This window comes from Dyella psychrodurans (assembly GCF_003363265.1).
Taxonomy (GTDB): Bacteria; Pseudomonadota; Gammaproteobacteria; order Xanthomonadales; family Rhodanobacteraceae; genus Dyella_B; species Dyella_B psychrodurans.
In genome coordinates, this window is sequence record NZ_QRBF01000005.1 from 151,929 (window position 1) to 167,084 (window position 15,156).

General features: G+C 63.5%; 13 protein-coding genes. 2 read left to right on the forward strand and 11 right to left on the reverse strand.

Annotated features, from left to right (window positions below):
- Positions 1–3 precede the first annotated feature (3 nt).
- The 7 genes from DWU99_RS13935 to xerD form a co-directional block, all read right to left on the reverse strand.
- Entirely contained in the window at positions 4–912 is a 909-nt protein-coding gene (locus tag DWU99_RS13935) for a DMT family transporter (protein WP_115478679.1), read from the reverse strand.
- On the reverse strand, positions 909–1,781 hold the full coding sequence (locus DWU99_RS13940; RefSeq protein ID WP_115478680.1) for a glycosyltransferase family 2 protein: 873 nt from the start codon (positions 1,779–1,781) through the stop codon (positions 909–911). Before DWU99_RS13940 ends, DWU99_RS13935 begins: the two co-directional genes overlap by 4 nt.
- Positions 1,782–1,830: 49 nt before the next feature.
- The gene (locus tag DWU99_RS13945) at positions 1,831–2,613 is read right to left on the reverse strand and encodes a hypothetical protein (protein WP_115478681.1); all 783 of its coding nucleotides are present in this window, start codon (positions 2,611–2,613) and stop codon (positions 1,831–1,833) included.
- A complete protein-coding gene (gene purL / locus DWU99_RS13950; protein WP_115478682.1) occupies positions 2,571–6,431 on the reverse strand; it encodes a phosphoribosylformylglycinamidine synthase in 3,861 nt (1,286 codons plus the stop codon). Before purL ends, DWU99_RS13945 begins: the two co-directional genes overlap by 43 nt.
- A 149-nt stretch (positions 6,432–6,580) precedes the next feature.
- Positions 6,581–7,444 (reverse strand): DNA ligase, encoded by an 864-nt coding sequence (locus tag DWU99_RS13955; protein ID WP_115478683.1) that lies wholly within the window; start codon positions 7,442–7,444, stop codon positions 6,581–6,583.
- A 75-nt stretch (positions 7,445–7,519) separates the two neighbouring features.
- A complete protein-coding gene (locus tag DWU99_RS13960) occupies positions 7,520–8,305 on the reverse strand; it encodes a disulfide isomerase DsbC N-terminal domain-containing protein (protein ID WP_115478894.1) in 786 nt (261 codons plus the stop codon).
- Between the two features lie 88 nt (positions 8,306–8,393).
- Positions 8,394–9,302 carry a site-specific tyrosine recombinase XerD gene (xerD, locus tag DWU99_RS13965; RefSeq protein WP_233511144.1) on the reverse strand — a complete coding sequence of 303 codons (909 nt, stop codon included), beginning with the start codon at positions 9,300–9,302 and terminating at the stop codon, positions 8,394–8,396.
- Positions 9,303–9,346: 44 nt separating this feature from the next.
- Here xerD and DWU99_RS13970 point away from each other — a divergent pair, with 44 nt between their 5' ends.
- Both DWU99_RS13970 and DWU99_RS13975 read left to right on the forward strand, forming a co-directional pair.
- Complete coding sequence (locus tag DWU99_RS13970) at positions 9,347–9,847, forward strand: RDD family protein (RefSeq protein WP_115478685.1); 501 nt, start codon at positions 9,347–9,349, stop codon at positions 9,845–9,847.
- Between the two features lie 150 nt (positions 9,848–9,997).
- Positions 9,998–11,266 carry a polyhydroxyalkanoate depolymerase gene (locus tag DWU99_RS13975; protein ID WP_115478686.1) on the forward strand — a complete coding sequence of 423 codons (1,269 nt, stop codon included), beginning with the start codon at positions 9,998–10,000 and terminating at the stop codon, positions 11,264–11,266.
- 55 nt (positions 11,267–11,321) lie between these two features.
- Here the strand turns inward: DWU99_RS13975 and ltaE are convergent, their stop codons facing one another.
- The 4 genes from ltaE to lptF form a co-directional block, all read right to left on the reverse strand.
- Positions 11,322–12,338, reverse strand: a complete 1,017-nt coding sequence (gene ltaE, locus DWU99_RS13980) for a low-specificity L-threonine aldolase (RefSeq protein ID WP_115478687.1) — start codon at positions 12,336–12,338, stop codon at positions 11,322–11,324.
- 62 nt (positions 12,339–12,400) lie between these two features.
- Positions 12,401–12,859 (reverse strand): putative toxin-antitoxin system toxin component, PIN family, encoded by a 459-nt coding sequence (locus tag DWU99_RS13985; RefSeq protein WP_115478688.1) that lies wholly within the window; start codon positions 12,857–12,859, stop codon positions 12,401–12,403.
- A gap of 13 nt (positions 12,860–12,872) precedes the next feature.
- Complete coding sequence (gene lptG, locus DWU99_RS13990) at positions 12,873–13,976, reverse strand: LPS export ABC transporter permease LptG (protein WP_115478689.1); 1,104 nt, start codon at positions 13,974–13,976, stop codon at positions 12,873–12,875.
- Complete coding sequence (lptF, locus tag DWU99_RS13995) at positions 13,976–15,079, reverse strand: LPS export ABC transporter permease LptF (protein WP_115478690.1); 1,104 nt, start codon at positions 15,077–15,079, stop codon at positions 13,976–13,978. Before lptF ends, lptG begins: the two co-directional genes overlap by 1 nt.
- Positions 15,080–15,156 lie beyond the last annotated feature (77 nt).

Sequence of the window (15,156 nt, forward strand, 5' to 3'; positions counted from 1 at the left end):
GCCTCACACTTCGTGATGCACGGCCTCGGCGGAACGTTCAGCGGCTGCGCCGCGGCGCGGCATCAGTTCGACCATATACATCGCGGCCAATACCAGTCCGCCACCCAGCAGCATGCGCCAGGTCAGCACGTCGCTGCCCAGCGCCACGGCGAAGGCGGCGGCGAATACAGGCTCGGTCGTCATCACGATCGCGGCGCGCGTAGCCGGCAAATGCGCCTGTGCCCAGGTCTGCATCAGCATCGCGCCTGCACCGGCAATCAACGCCATGTAGAGAACGGCCAGCCATGCGTTGCGATCGGGCGGCAACGTGGGACCGCCGTGACCGGCGGTCGCCAACAGGCACACCAGCGCAATCACCGCCATCTGCACCGCCGACAGACCGAACGCATCATCGGCACGCGACCAGCGGCCAAGCGCCACGATATGCAAACCATAGAGCAGCGCCGATGCGAGCGTGAGCCATACGCCGGTGTCGACCGAAAAACCGTTGAGCGAAAGCAACGCCAACCCCAACGTCGCCAGTCCGACCGCCAACCACACCGCGGCCGGCAAGCGTTCCCGCAACAGCACGGTGGTGAGTATCGGCGTGAAGACCACATACATCCCGGTGACAAAGCCGCTGACGCTCGGCGAGATCAACGACAGTCCCCACGTCTGCAATAACTGCCCCACGCCATACAGCGCACCCAGCGCGATACCGCGAAGCAGCTGTTTGCGTCCCAGGCGTGCCACATGCCGATGAAACAAGGCAAACATCGCCACCGCCGCGACGATGAAGCGCACGGCAAGAAAATCCGCCACCGGCATGCGACCCACGACATCCTTGATCAGGACAAAGGTGGAACCCCACACCGCCGTCATCACCAGCAGACCGATCGTCGCCAGCGTGCCTATACGCGAGGCAGCCGTCATCGTTTGGCCATCCGATACCACTGCCCCGGAATCTGCAACAGGAAGTGCGCCCACAGCCCCAACCAAACCGTGGCCGCCACATGCGGCCTTTGCGCCGCCGGATCGAACTTGCGGAACCAGCGCCACATGCCCCGATGTTTGTGGTAGCTCACAAACACCGGACGATGCCGGCTCGAACCGCCCTTTCCATGCAGCACGCGGACATCGCCAGCCAGCAACACGCGCCATCCTCCGTCGCGCGCGCGCCTGCAGATATCGAGATCTTCGCAATGCAGGAAATACTTTTCGTCGAAGCCGTTGAGCCACTCGAACACGCGGCGCGGCATCAACATCACCGCACCGGAGATCGCCTCGGCCTCGACCACGTGATCGGGCATGCTGCCGTCGATGTTCACGCCTTCATCGTTGCGCTTGAACAGGGTGGAAAGCGCACGCGCCATGACGGGATCGCGCCGATACGACGCCGGATCGGGCACGCCCTTCGCATCGCATACCACTGCGCCAATGACGCCCACCTTGGGCTCGGTAGCCAGCACGGCAAGCAATCGCTGCAGTGCGGATTCCTCCAGCAGGCAATCGGGATTGAGTATCAGCAATGCCTGCCCATGCGCCTGCGCCACCGCACGATTGATGGCTGGACCGAAGCCCAGATTGGCATGGTTGTAGATCACCTTGAGCCGCTGATCCTTCTCGCGCGCACGCGCAATCGCCTGCGGCACGCCGTCGCCGGATTTGTTGTCGATCAGCAGCAATTCGAGCGGCGTCGAACACGCCAGCACGCTGTTCACGCAGTCGCGCAGACTGGGACCGCTGTCGGCAGAGACAACGATGACGGTGAGCGCCGGTGTAGCGGTATCGAGTGCTGACATGATGACCTTGCGACGATGGACACGACGAGCGAGTCAAACAAAACCTTGTCTATTCCTCGACCTGATCCTGGCCGAGCACATGCGAGAGGGCCAGCGGTGCCATGTCCTCGCCACGTGTGAGCCACGCTTCTTGTGCATGCCAACCGTAAAGCTGCCAGCCACGCAGCCGGTATTGCCTGTCGTGGGCGCGATCGTACAGCACAATGCCACGTCCGGCGGCGATCGGGAACGCCAGCCATCGCTGCCCCGGCGCCACGGAAACCTGGGGTTCGACATTTTCGACCCTGGTATGCTCCCCGATACGCCAGCTGCGCTCTGCAGTCCATGCCAGATCGGCGCGCGCGTGAAGATCGGTATCTTCCAGCCTAGTCCAGACAGGCGGTGAAACTTCGATGATGACGGCCGCAGGTCCAATCGGCGCCAACGCCATCTCATGCCACTCGGGCGATTCGGCGGCCAGCGCCACGCTGCGCAGCGGCTTGCGATCCTGCCACGATTCCAGCAGCACCAGCAGCGAAAAACCAAGCAAAGCCACCAGCAACGTCAACGTGAGTCCAAGCGCATGACCGCCGAGAGCACGATAACTGGCGATCAGCAAGCCCGCCAATCCCCAGCGCAATGCGCGTCGAATGATGCCGCTGTAGGGCCGCAGGCGTGGTACCTGCGCCCATTGTGTCGTGGCAAGCGCCAGCAGCAATGGCAAGTCGATCCACCATGGCAGGCACGCAAGCAACAAGGCCCATGCGATGACCCACAACCAACGGGGCCATCGACGCAATGGGGCTGGACTCAGCCGCACCACACCCTTGCGTTGCGGAACATGCGCATCCACGGCGAATCCTCGCCCCAGGTTTCCGGATGCCAGCTCATCTGCACGCTGCGGAACACGCGCTCGGGATGTGGCATCAGGATCGTCACGCGGCCGTCGGCCGCGGTGAAGCCCGCAAGGCCACCCGGCGAACCGTTCGGGTTAAGCGGATAGTTTTCGGTGGGCTTGCCGCGATTGTCGACGAAGCGCACCGCGCTTCCCGATTTGGCCGGGCTGCATGTCTGCGGGAAGCTCACGCGCCCTTCACCATGCGCCACCACCACGGGAATGCGCGAACCGGCCATGCCCTTGAAGAAGACGCTCGGCGAATCGAGCACTTCAAGCGTGGCCAGGCGCGCCTCGTATTGCTCGGACGAGTTGCGCAGGAATTTGGGCCAGTGCTGTGCGCCGGGAATGATGTCCTTGAGCTGGCTGAGCATCTGGCAGCCATTGCACACGCCCAGCGCGAAACGGCTGGGATCGGCAAAGAACGCCGCGAACTGCGCGCGTAGCTGTTCGTTGTAGAGAATCGACGTCGCCCAGCCGCGACCGGCGCCCAACACGTCGCCGTAGGAGAAACCGCCGCACGCGGCGAAGCCGCGGAAGTCGTCGAGCTTGATGCGCCCGCTGGCAAGGTCGGACATGTGCACGTCCACCGCATCGAAGCCGGCACGCGTAAAGGCCGCCGCCATTTCCACCTGGCCGTTGACGCCCTGCTCGCGCAGGACCGCCACGCGCGGACGCGCGGACCGCTTCAGATAAGGCGCGGCAATATCTTCCGCGGGATCGAAGGTCAGCTTGGGCGAAATGCCGGCGTCGGCATCGTCGATGCGCCAGGTCAATTCGGTATCGGCGCCAGTCGGGTTGTCGCGCAGGCGCTGCATCGCGTGGCTGGTTTCATTCCACGCCTTGAAGAGCTGCGTCCAGTTCCACTTGAACAGCGTGTCACCGTTGTGGAACAGCTTGATGCCGAGCTTCTCTTTCGGGCGGCCGATGCGATGACTCATGCCGGCCAGCCCGTGCTTGACCAGCAATGCCTCGAATGCTTCACGGTTGGCGCTGGCGACCTGCATCACCGCGCCCAGTTCTTCGTTGAACAGCGCACGGAGCGCGGCTTCCGCCCAACCGTCGAGCGTGATCTCCAAACCGCAATGACCCGCGAAGGCCATTTCGAGCAGCGTGACGATCACGCCGCCGTCGGATCGATCGTGATACGCGAGCAGCAGGCCGTTGCGATTGGCTTCCTGCACCAGATCGAACAGGGCCTTCAGATGCTTGGCATCGTCGAGATCCGGCGGCACGCCGCCGGCGCGATTGAATACTTGCGTCAGCGACGAACCGCCAATGCGCACGCGTCCCGCACCCAGATCCACCAGCCACAGATCCGAATCGCCACGATCGAGGCGAAGTTGCGGCGTCAGCACGCGGCGCGCATCGCTCACGCGCGCGAAGCCCGTGATCACCAGCGACACCGGCGCAACGGTGCGCTGCGGCGTATCGCCGTCTTTCCACACCGTCTGCATGGACAGCGAGTCCTTGCCGACCGGAATGGAAATATCCAGCTCCGGGCACAGTTCCATGCCCACGGCCTTGACCGCGTCGAACAGCGCAGCATCTTCGCCGGGATGATTGACCGCCGCCATCCAGTTGGCCGACAGGCGCACTTCGCCCAGATCGTCGATGGGCGCAGCCGCGAGATTGGTGATGGCTTCGCCCACGGCAAGACGCGCGGCGTCGGCGCTGTTGAGCAGGGCCACCGGCGCGCGCTCGGCCATCGCCATCGCTTCACCCTTGTAGCCGTCGAAATCGAGCAGCGTGACGGCGCAGTCCGCCACCGGCACCTGCCACGGTCCGACCATCGGATCGCGCGCGCACAAACCGCCCACGGAGCGATCGCCGATGGTGATGAGGAAGCTCTTGCTGCCCACGCTCGGCAGGCGCAGCACGCGCATCAGCGCTTCGTCCAGGCCGATGCCGCTCAGGTCCGGCACCACGTCGATGCGCGGCTTGATGCGCTTGGCATCGCGATGCATGCGCGGCGGCTTGCCGAACAGCACGTCCATCGGAAGATCGATCACGCTCAAGTCGCGGCGCGGATCGGTCACGCGCAATACGCGCTCCTGCGTGGCCGTGCCGACCACGGCGTAGGGGCAGCGTTCGCGCACGCAGTACGCTTCGAATTCGGGCAGATCGGCGGTCGCGATCGCCAACACGTAGCGCTCTTGCGATTCGTTGCTCCACACCTGCATCGGCGACAGCGAGGGATCGTCGCAAGGCACCTTCGACAGATCGATCTCGCCGCCGACTCCGGCGTCGTTGAGCAATTCCGGAATCGCGTTGGACAAGCCGCCCGCGCCGACATCATGGATGCTGACGATCGGATTGTGTTCGCCGCGCGACCAGCATGCATCGATGACCTGCTGGCAGCGACGCTCCATTTCGGCGTTGTCGCGCTGCACGGATGCGAAATCGAGTTCCGCGCTCGATGCGCCGGAGGCAACGGACGATGCCGCACCGCCACCCAGGCCGATCAGCATCGCCGGACCGCCCAGCACGATCACGGCATGGCCAGGCTGCACGTCGCGCTTCTGCACATGTTCGCGACGGATATTGGCTATACCACCCGCGATCATGATCGGTTTGTCGTATCCGCGACGTACGCCGGCTTCGCCGGTTTCATGCTCGTACGTGCGGAAATAGCCACCGAGACACGGACGGCCGAATTCGTTGTTGAACGCCGCAGCGCCAAGCGGACCATCGCGCATGATTTCGAATGCGCTGGCCATGCGCGGCGGCAGCGGACGCTCCACTTCCCACGGCTGCGGATGACCGGGAATGCGCAGATCCGACACGGAGAAACCGGCAAGACCGGCTTTGGGCTTCGCGCCGCGACCCGTCGCGCCTTCATCGCGGATTTCGCCGCCCGCGCCCGTGGCCGCACCGGGCCACGGCGCAATCGCCGTCGGATGGTTGTGCGTCTCGACCTTGATGGCGTAGTCGATGCGTTCTTCGCCGGCACGCCACACGCCGTCCTGGCCACTGGTGAAGCGCTTGCCGGTGTTGCCTTCGATCACCGCTGCATTGTCTTTGTATGCAGACAACGTGTGCTCTGGCGAATGCTGATGCGTGTTCTTGATCATGGCGAACAGGCTCTTGTCCTGTTCCTGGCCATCCAGCGTCCAACTGGCATTGAACACCTTGTGGCGGCAATGCTCGGAATTGGCCTGCGCGAACATGAAGAGCTCGGCGTCGGTCGGATCGCGACCCAGCTCGGCGTAACGCTCGGCGAGGTAATCGATCTCGTCGTCGGCCAACGCCAGACCCAGTTCGGTGTTCGCCTTGGCCAATGCCGCGCGCGGATCGTTGCCAAGCGCAATATGCACCAGATCGCCGGGTTTGCCGGCCAGGAACAGGCCCTGCGCCTGATCGAGACTGGTGAGCACCGATTGCGTCATCGCATCGTGCAAGACCGCCAGCACGTCGTTGTAGCGCGCATCGCCTGCGGCTGGCAGACCGCTTACCTGCCAGGCCATGCCGCGCTCGACGCGGCGAACGTCGAAACCGGCGCCATGCAGAATATCGGTGGCCTTGCTGGACCACGGCGAGATCGTGCCCAGGCGCGGGACAACCCAAAGCGAAGCCGCTTCGGGTTTACCGTCCCTGGCCTCAAGCACCTCGAGCAGGCGCTTGCGCTGCTCGCCTTCCGGCGCAGCGGCGGCATCGATGAAATAGACAAACCAGCACGCCTGCACCCGAACACCGCGATGCAAAGCATCCAGGCGGGCATTAAGACGTTCCAGACGAAAAGGCGAGAGGGCGCTCTGCCCGTCGAGTGCGATCATTGCGGGGGATAAGGCGCTAGGCGATGGATCGCGTCATTGTACCTTAGACCCCCGCATCGGCGCTAAACGGCCCATTTCGCTTCCTCGCGCGCACGGTTGATTTGCCGCCGAAGCGACGCCATGTGCGCCCTGCAAACAAGGGCTTGCGTCTACATCTCATTGCGAACACGCATAAAGCGCGCGAATCTCGGCTTGCCGCCGGATGTCATCCCCTGGTACCGAAACGTCACCACGCTGCCTATGGGCGGCGGGTTGCGGCGTTGTTCGTCGGTGAACCCCGTGCCGATGCGAAAACGCGTACCGTCGGGCATTTCCACCAGCAACGCACCCATCATCCCCGTGTACTTGCCCTTGCCGGGCACGTGCTCGACGACGCGTGCCTCGGCATCATCGAAGGGCTTGAACTTGAGCATGTCCTCGCTGCGACCGGCGTGATAGAGCGAGGTCCCACGGTGCAACACCAGACCCTCGCCGCCACCTTGCACCACCTCATCCAACTGCCGCTTCAGCTCGACCTCGCCGGCGACCTTGAATTGCCGGACCGCCTGCACCCAGGGCACGCCCATCTGCGCGATCAGCTGCTTGAGCGCGGGAATGCGTTGATCGAATGAGCCGGGTTGCCCGGGTGCGTCGAACACCATGTAGTGAATATGGCGCCACGCGTCGTCATCGGCAGGCTGTTGCCGGATGGTGGCCGATGCGTGATCGAACTGGCCGCGTCCGGCCCACAGTTCGCCATCCAGCGGCGTCTTGGGCCAGTGCGCCGTAAACCAGGCGGGAGGATGAATGACGCTGCCGCTGCGCGTGAGAAGCTTTTCGCCATCCCAATAACCGCGCACGCCGTCGTATTTTTCGCTCACCCAGTATTCGCTGAGCACTGCACCGGCATGATAGAGATTGGGCAACATCACCGGCGACGTCGTCGCCGACGTCGCATGAGCCGGGTTGACAGCAAGACCGATCAGAAACGGCAGCGCACGTAGCACGGCCGCCGTTCGCGCAGATTTCCGCATGGCACATCCCTGTGTGGACCTCAACGAGGCCGGATCAGGGGCATTCTTGGGATGCGTTCACGCGGTGTCGATGGATCAACCACCCGCGCCGGAGTGCTCCTTCACCGCTTCAAGCATCTGCTCAGGCGCAAGATAGCCGCCGATCTGCGTTCCATCTTCCGCGTACACGGCCGGCGTGCCGGTGACGCCGAGCTTCAGCCCCAGGTCGAACTGATCCTTCACCGGGTTATTGCACGTCGTGGGCTTCGGATCGCGCCCCTTCTTCGCTTGGGTGAACGCGTCGTTGCGATCGCTGGCACACCAGATCGACACCATCTCGTTGTACGTCGACGTCGGCTTGCCGTCTTCACCGGTGACGCCCGAACGCGGCCATGCGAGGTATTGCACCGCGATGCCTTCCTTATTGATCGCCGCAATCTGACTGTGCAGCACGCGGCAATACGGACACGTCACGTCGGTGAATACCGTCACCGTGTACTTCGGATGTGGTGGCGCGAAGACGATGCGCTCGGACACCGGCACCTTCGCCAGCTCGGCCTTGCGATAGGTCGCCCAGGCGTCGTCGGTCAGGCTGGTGCCTTTGACGCCGTCGATCAGATCGCCATTCATCACGTACTTGCCGTCGGCGCTGACGTATACCAAGTGGCCCGATGTGATGACCTGATAGAAGCCGGGCATCGGCGCAGGGGTCACCTGATCGATCTTGGCCTTGGGTACGAGCCGCATGATCGTCTGCCGCACGATGCTTTCGGGCGTCGACGCAGCAGGCGGCGGCACCGATACAGCGGATTGGGCGATGGCCAGACCGGCCTGGAGAGCGAGCACGCCGGAGCACAGCGTCAACCAGAATTTCTTCGACATCACAACCTCACTGCGTGCCGGCTTCATGCGAGTTCGCATACCGGGAGAGGCGGCAATTGTCGCACATTCCCGGTACGACTCCCTGCGATCAACCTCGCGGATGGTGCTGGGCGTGCAGCCTTTTCAGACCTTCCTTGGCAACCAGCGTATAAATTTGCGTGGTGCTCAACGCACTGTGACCAAGCAGCATCTGCAAGGCGCGCAGATCGGCACCGTGATTGAGCAGGTGCGTCGCAAACGAGTGCCGCAACACATGCGGCGAAATGCGCTTGGCGTTGATGCCGACCGACATCGCGTGACGCTTCACCAGGGTCCAGAACATCTGGCGGGTCATGCCCTCGCCGCGCTTGCTGAGAAACAGCGCCGCGGGTTGCCTGCCCTTGGCCAGCACCGGGCGCGACTCGGTCAGATAGGCCTGGACGCGTTCCAGCGCCACCTCGCCAACCGGCACCAGCCGGTCCTTGCCGCCCTTGCCCGTGATTCGCAGCACACCCTGGCGCGCGTTCAATGCAGAGAGAGGCAGTTCCACCAACTCCGATACGCGCAATCCCGACGCGTACATCAATTCCAGCATGGCCCGATCGCGCAATCCCAGCGTGGTGGACACATCCGGCGCATCGAGCAGTCCTTCGATCTCGCGCTCGGCCAGCGCCTTGGGCAGGCTGCGCGGCATTTTCGGACGCTCGATCAACAGCGTGGGATCGTCGAAACCCGGTTCGTCGCGCGCCAACGCGGCGTAGTAGCGGCGAAAGGCCGATTGACGACGCGCCATCGATCGCACCGCCACCGGCTGGGAGCCATGGAAGGCCGACAGGTCTTCGCGCCGCGCCGTGCGCAGTCGCCGCCCGCGCCCAGCCAGCCAGCGAGCCAGCGCTTCGAGATCGCGCCGATAGGCTTCGAGCGTGCGCTGGGCCAAACCGTCTTCCGACCAGACGCGTTCGATGAAGGCGTCGATGTCCTGCACGTCGACGTCGGCGATGCTGATGCTCTGTTTCATGTATGCGATGCTGGGCATTGCGCGTCCGCCATGCAAGCGATCCGATGACACAAGCCCACACCACCGATGCTGCCTGCCCGCTTTGGCGCCGATTGATGGCATTGATTTACGACGTCGTCGCGGTCATCGCCATCGTGATGGTGGTGGGCCTGCTTTGCCAATTGGCGACACAGGGCCAATTGATCGCCACGAGCGGCAAGATCCATATCGCGTGGTGGTACCAGCCTTTGCAGGCCCTGGTCGTTGCTGCGTATTTCATCGTGTCCTGGCGTCGCGGCGGGCAGACGCTGGGCATGCGGCCGTGGCGCATCCGGGTGACTACTCGCAATGGATTGCAGCCATCGCTGGCACAGACTTTCGTGCGCGTCATCGCAGCCGCCCTGCCCTTGCTGCTGCTGTTGCTGGCGCCGGCCCTCGGTCTGCGCATGGCGCTCTCGGCCTTGGCGGTGGCTTGGAGTATCTGGTTCGCCGTGGCGTTGCTCGATCCGCGTCGCCGCGCCGTACACGACCTGGCAGCCCGCACCGAAATCCGCCGAATCGGATAGGAAAATCGGGGCCGCGGGCTCGTCATATTTCAAAAAGACGACAACGAATCCGCAAGCCATTGATCTACAAGGGGTCAAATTCCTGACGCATTGCAGCATTACGCTGCGTATCGAGTTATCATGCAGCTTTGAACTGGCGGTCACGTTCTTATGCTTTATCAGCTACACGAATGGCAACGCGCCTTCCTCGGCCCCCTGAGTCACTACGCCGAAGCCAGCGCTCGTCTGCTCACAGACCCCAGCAGTCCCTTCGCCAGCGTGCCGGGCGCGCAGCGCATGGCCGCGGGCTATGAGCTGATCCACCGGCTCGGCAAGGACTACGAAAAGCCGTCGTTCGATATCCACAGCATCACCAATGCGCAGGGCAACCAGATTGCGATCGTCGAGCGCATCGATCTGGAAACGCCTTTCTGCCAGCTTCGCCGCTTCAAGCGTTTCAGCGACGATCCGGAAACCATCGAGAAGATGAAGACCGAGCCGGTCGTGCTGGTGGTGGCGCCGCTGTCGGGCCATCACTCCACGCTGCTGCGCGATACCGTGCGTACGCTTCTGCTCGATCACAAGGTCTATATCACCGACTGGATCGACGCGCGCATGGTGCCGGCGGCGGCGGGTCCGTTCCATCTGGACGACTACGTGGCGACCATCGAGCAATTCATCCGCCACATCGGCGCCGAATCGCTGCATGTGATCTCGGTGTGCCAGCCGACCGTGCCCGTGCTGGCGGCGATTTCGCTGATGGCTGCGCGCGGCGAAGCCACGCCGCGCAGCATGACGATGATGGGCGGTCCCATCGATCCGCGCCGTAGCCCAACGCAGGTCAACAACCTTGCCATGACGCAGCCGCTGAGCTGGTTCAAGGGCAACGTGATCCACACCGTGCCGACGAACTATCCGGGACATGGCCGCGAGGTATATCCGGGCTTTCTGCAGCATGCCGGCTTCATTGCGATGAACCCCGGTCGCCACCTGAATTCGCACTGGGATTTCTATCTCAACCTGCTGCGCGGCGATCTGGACGACGCGCAAACGCACCGCAAGTTCTACGACGAATACAACGCCGTGCTGGACATGCCGGCGGAGTATTACCTCGACACCATCAGCACCGTGTTCCAGCAATTCCTGCTGCCGCGCGGTCTGTGGGAAGTGTCGGGCGAGCGCGTGGACCCTTCGGCGATCAAGCGCACCAGCCTGCTTACCATCGAAGGCGAGCTGGACGACATCTCCGGCATCGGCCAGACGGAAGCCGCGCACGATCTGTGCACCGGCATTCCATCGGGACGCCGTGCGCACCGCGTGATCCAGGGCGCGGGGCACTACGGCATCTTCAGCGGACGTCGCTGGCGCGAAGTGGTGTATCCGCAGGTGAAGGATTTCATTCGGCGCTCGGACCTGGCGCTGGTTTCGAAGCGCGCCTGATTTCAAATCTCACGGAGCGCGGCTCCCTCTCCCCAGAGGGGAGAGGGTTCGAACTTCAAGCCGCGAAGAACGTCTTGAACGCCTCGATGACGCGCGCCACACCGGCATCATCGACATCCAGATGCGTCACCAGCCGCAGCGTCGGCAGATAACCGATGCTGATGCGTACCGATGCAGCGCGCAGATGCGCATCGAGTTCGCGCAGGCGATCGGCCGGCACATCGACGAACACCATGTTGGTGTGCAACCCAAGCAAGGTGATGCCCGGAATCTCGCGCAGGCCATCCGCCAGACGCGCCGCGCGTGCGTGATCGTCCGCCAGACGCGCCACGTGATGATCCAGCGCGTACATGCAGGCCGCAGCGAGCATGCCAGCCTGACGCCAACCGCCACCGGTGACTTTGCGCCAACGCCGCGCCTTCTCGATCAGCGCGGCGGAACCCACCAGCACGGACCCGACGGGCGCGCCCAAACCTTTCGACAGGCACACCGACACGCTGTCGAAATGCCGCGCGATATCTCTCGCCGGCACGCCGCTGGCTACGGCGGCGTTGTAAAGCCGCGCGCCATCCAGATGCAGCGCAAGTCCACGTTCGCGCGCGAAGTGATGCGCGGCGCGCAGATAGTCCGCCGGCAACACACGACCGTGCCACGTATTCTCCAACGCCAATAGGCGAGTGCGTGCAAAATGCGGGTCGATCGGCTTGATCGCCGCGGCCACCTTGTCCAACGGCAACGAACCATCGGCATCGTGCGCGATCGGCTGCGGCTGGATCGAACCGAGCACGGCCGCGCCACCGCCTTCGAATTTGTACGTGTGCGCGTCGGCACCGACGATGTATTCGTCGCCGCGCTCGCAGTGCGACATCAAAGCCAGCAGATTCGACTGCGTACCCGATGGCACAAACAGACCTGCCTCGAAGCCGAGATCGTTTGCCAGGCGTTGCTGAAGCGCATTGACGGTGGGATCTTCGCCGTAGACGTCGTCGCCGACATCGGCGTCCAGCATCGCGGCGCGCATGGCCGGTGTCGGCCGCGTCACCGTATCACTGCGCAGATCGACCCAGTCCATATCACACCTCAACCTTTACGAAGGAATGCATCACTTTGCCGGTCACGCCGGCAATCGGCAAGTCATCCCAGGCCGCTTTCGACCTCTCGCCATAACGCGGGCGGCAGGATGGCAAACAGCCCCTCTCGCTTAGTGCGGCGGGCGAGGCGCAACAAGGCGTCGTCACGCGTCAGCAACGCCACCGCGCCCGATTGGTGTGCCAGCTCCAGGAATTTCTGGTCGTCGCGGTCGCTGCAACGAGGCAGCACGGCATCACCATGCACGGTCATATCCGACGGACACAAACAGCGGACGCAAGTATCGAAAGCTTGCACGGCCTGTGCGCGTCGCTCCTGACTCAACTTGAGCTGGGGATAGGTCAGCACGGCCAGCCATTCGGCGCGGCAATCGTCGCGCGTCACCAACTCGATCTCGCCGATACGCGCCGCCATGAGCAGCGACGCGCACTGCGGGTCGTCGAAGACGAACGCATCCAGGCACACATTCGTGTCGAGAACGTAGCGCGGCAAGCCGGGCGACATGGCCTCGGCCGTCTCAGGCGTTCTTGCGGAAGTAGAACCAGCCTATGAACACCAGCAACATCGCCGGCAGCACATTCGCGAGCAGCGGAGGAATGCCGTAAACCGTGCCGAAACTCACGATCGCCTTCTGCACGAAATACCAGCTGATCGCCAGCAGCATGCCCATGAAGATGCGCTTGCCCAGGCCACCGGAGCGCAAGGCACCGAAGGCGAACGGCATCGCGCACAGCACCAGTACCAGCACGTTTAGCGGGTACATCACGCGTCCCCAGAACGGGGTTTCGTACGGCCTGGTGTTTTCGCCGTTTTTCTTCTTGTAATCGATGATGTGCTGCAAATCGCGCATGGCGAGGTATTGCGGCTGCACCAGCGATTGTTGCAACACTTCGGGATCGAGCTTGGAATCCCAGCGTTCGCTGGGCGAGGTCTGGCTGTGAACGCCGCTCTCGTCCAACGTCGTGGTGCGAACCTTGTTCAGCACCCATTGCTTGCCAACTTGTTCGGCCGTGTTGGCTTCATCGAAACGGCTCAACTGCTGCCCGTCGGGCGTGAGCGTAAACACCCGCACGTCGATCAACTGCACATACGAATGATCGCCCGCGTTGCGCAGCGCCTTGTCCTTGGCGTTGATGATGCGGTCGCCATCGCGTGCCCACAGGCCGGTGCTGGTCAGACCCAGGTTGCCGCCCGAACGCAGGCGCAACTGCAGGGCCTGCGCTTGCTGGTCGCCCCACGGACCGACGGTTTCGCCCATCACCACCACGCCGACGACCAGCACCGCCACCACGCCCACTGCCGACACCGCGATGCGCAGGCGCGACATGCCCGATGCGCGCAAAGCCGTGAGTTCGCCGGTGGATGCCAGACCGCCAAGGCCCAGCAAGCCGCCGATCAGCGCCGCGAAGCTGAACATCTCGTACATGCGGCGCGGAATCGTCACCACGATGTAGAAAATCGCATTGCTGAGCGTGTAGCCGTTGCGACCGATGTATCCGAGCTGGCGCACGAACTGGATCATCGCGTCCAACCCGATCAGCACCAGCCACACCAGCACCATCGAACCGAGCACGGTCACGCCGATCAGCCAATCCACCCGCTTGATTCGCAACCTCGCCATCAGGCGCTCGCCTTGCGCGGCTTGCGCGCGATGTAATGGTTACGGAATGCCGCGGCTGCAAGGGCGAACAGCAGGAAGCTGAGCAGCCACATCGGCCACGCGTGATGCCAATGGCCCTTGGCGAGCTGACCTCGGCACAGGGCCAGCAGGTTGTAGTACACGAAGAAACCGAGCACCGCGATCAACATGCGTCCATAGCGCGGCTCGCGCGGGGTCTGCCGCGACAACGGCATCGCCAGCATCAGCAGCGCCAGCGTCATCATCGGTACCAGCGTGCGCCATGCCAATTCGGCACGTCCGTCGGGCGTGTCGTTTTTGATCAGGTCGATCATGCTCAAGTTATGGATCGGATCCTGGGCGTCGTCGGACTGGATCGCCGACAAGGCGCTGTCGTTGCGCTCGTATTTCATGCTGCGCCAGTTGTCGGCGCCCAGCGGAATCTCGTACTGCCATCCCTGGAACAGCGCGAGATAGCGATTGCTCGAATCGCTGTTGGAATACAGGTGCCCGTGCTTGCCGGTCGCCATCTTCATCACCAGGCTGCCATCGTGATTGGTGCGCTCGGCGGCGATGAAGGTGTTGCCCAGTTCCTGGCCGTCGCGGCTCAGATAGTCGACAAGGATGATGCCGCCCTTGCCCGGCAATTCCGTGAAGCGGCCCGCATCCAGGCCTGCCGCGATGATCGAACGATTGGCCACCGCCACCATGCTGTCCGAAGTGCGCGACGCCAGCGGCCCGAGCCACATCGACACCAGGCTGACCGCGACGATCATCACCACCGCCACGATCGACATGGGGCGCAGCAGCCCGGCCATGCCCATGCCCGACGACGACAGCACATGCATTTCGCTTTCACGGTACATGCGCCCGAAGGTCTGCAGCACGCCCAGGAACCCTGCCAGCGGCAACATGCTGGACAGGGTGTCCACCATGTTGAGGCCCAGCACCTGGAACATGACACTGGCCGGAAAGCTTCCCTTGGCCACCTGTTCCAGCACGTGGGCAAAGGACGTGCCGGCCATGATCACCAACAGCACGATGACCGTGGCGCCAACAGTCTGGCCCAACTCGCGCAGGAAGTATCGGTCTAGGATGCTCAGCATGCGATAGAATCGTGGGTTCCATGCCCCTCCGACCTTGGGGAGGCAAACCCTAAGTCTAGCCGGTTCGATGCACGCCG